The sequence below is a fragment of the Oleiphilus sp. HI0067 genome, assembly GCF_001635735.1.
The window spans coordinates 1-2043 of sequence record NZ_LWFI01001614.1; the positions used below are offsets into that span (position 1 = coordinate 1).

A 2043-nucleotide genomic window follows, 5' to 3' on the forward strand; every position below is an offset into this window, starting at 1 on the left:
ATGAAAGTCATTCCGAAGCAGAGGCGCTATATATTAAAGATAGTTTGCCTAAGGGAGCATTTGGCATTGATGAGAATGCCTTCCTTCTGTCTGGCGCAACTTCTAAATGGAGTCTGAAGCATATAATGTCGGGCATGTAAGCTTGGCTTTTTACTACTAAATATCTCTAACTGACATTTCCTACGCGCTCTCCTCATCTGCGCTTATCAAAGTCTTTTTTGACGATCGCTTGAAATTTGATAAGTGCGCCCTCATACAAACTGCCTCAAACCTACTAAAGTGAATATCTCGATGACCAATGCGTTAGAGGTCGTGAGCTTGAACAAGACTTACGACAATGGGCACGTTGCCTTAAAAGATGTCTCCTTGAATGTGAAGAAGGGGGACTTCTTTGCTTTGTTAGGACCAAATGGAGCGGGTAAATCAACGACGCTTGGTATTGTCTCCTCACTCGTAAATAAAACGTCCGGCACGGTAAAAATCTTTGATTATGACTTAGATCGCGAGCTCGAGAAGGCAAAGACTTGTTTGGGCGTCGTACCGCAAGAGGTCAATTTCAACCAGTTTGAGAAAGTTGAGCATATTCTTGTGACGCAAGCGGGCTATTACGGTATTCCTGCATCAGAGGCGAAGCAAACCGCAGAAGTATATTTAAAAGCACTTGGTCTTTGGGAAAAACGCAACGAGCCGGCTCGAATGCTTTCCGGTGGCATGAAGCGCCGTGTAATGATCGCACGAGCACTTATTCATAAGCCAAAATTGCTGATTCTAGATGAGCCTACTGCTGGCGTTGACATTGAGCTGCGTCGATCCATGTGGAAGTTCCTTCAAGAAATTAACGATGCGGGTACTACCATCATTTTGACTACACACTACCTCGAAGAAGCTGAGGAGTTGTGTCGCAATATTGCCATCATTGATAAGGGTGAAATTCTCGAGAATAGTCCAAAGCACGAATTGCTGAGTAAGTTAACCAAGCAAACCTATGTCTTCGAAACGACGCCGCCATTAAGTAAGGCGCCAGAGTTAGATGGATATGATACCGCGCTAACGTACGACGGTGCTATCGAGCTGACTGTCGAGCAGGGAAGAGACTTAGGGACGTTTTTTGATGCCGTCAAAGATGAAGACTGGAAGGTATTGGGTATTCGCAATAAAAGTAACCGTTTGGAAGAGTTGTTTTTATCTTTGGTTAGCTCTAGCCAAGACTTAAATTCGAAGGAGCAAACCAAATGAACGCACATCAAATCTGGATTGCTTTTACGACCATCGTAGTAAAAGAGATTCGTCGATTTACACGAATCTGGGCGCAAACGATGCTTCCACCTGCGATTACCATGGCTTTGTATTTTGTCATTTTTGGCAATCTTATCGGGCCTCGTATCGGAGAAATGGGCGGCTATGACTATATGAGTTTTATTGTCCCAGGCTTGATTATGATGTCGGTGATTACTAACTCTTATGCAAACGTGGTGTCGTCTTTCTTTAGTTTGAAGTTCCAGCGCAGTATTGAGGAAATACTCGTTTCACCTGTTCCAAACTGGGTTGTGCTGAGCGGTTACGTTGCCGGAGGTGTTGCGCGTGGTGTTGGGGTAGGGATTATCGTTACCTTACTCTCTTTATTCTTTACCGATTTAGTTGTTCACAACGTACTGGTGACGGCCAGTATGGTGATAATGACTGCGATTGTATTTTCGCTTGGCGGATTTATTAATGCAGTATTCGCGACGAAATTTGATGACATCTCTATCGTCCCTACTTTTGTATTAACGCCGCTCACCTACCTCGGTGGTGTGTTCTATAGTATTTCGCTTCTGCCAGAGTTTTGGCAGAACGTATCTCAAGCGAACCCGATTTTATATATGGTGAATGCTTTTCGTTACGGAATATTGGGTGTGAGTGATATCGATATTCGATTCGCGTTTGGGATGGTTATTGTTTTTATTGTTCTATTATTTTCGACGGCTTTGTTTTTACTTTCTAAAGGCAAGGGCATTCGCAGCTAGACTGCGATTCTTCGTGGTAACTGCTTTATAGCAATAC

The 2043-nt window shown here is 43.7% G+C and carries 2 protein-coding genes; both read left to right on the forward strand.

Annotated features, from left to right (window positions below; genetic code table 11):
* Positions 1 to 291 precede the first annotated feature (291 nt).
* Entirely contained in the window at positions 292 to 1236 is a 945-nt protein-coding gene (locus A3739_RS26145; protein WP_068476550.1) for an ABC transporter ATP-binding protein, read from the forward strand.
* Complete coding sequence (locus tag A3739_RS26150) at positions 1233 to 2006, forward strand: ABC transporter permease (protein ID WP_068473135.1); 774 nt, start codon at positions 1233 to 1235, stop codon at positions 2004 to 2006. Before A3739_RS26145 ends, A3739_RS26150 begins: the two co-directional genes overlap by 4 nt.
* Positions 2007 to 2043 lie beyond the last annotated feature (37 nt).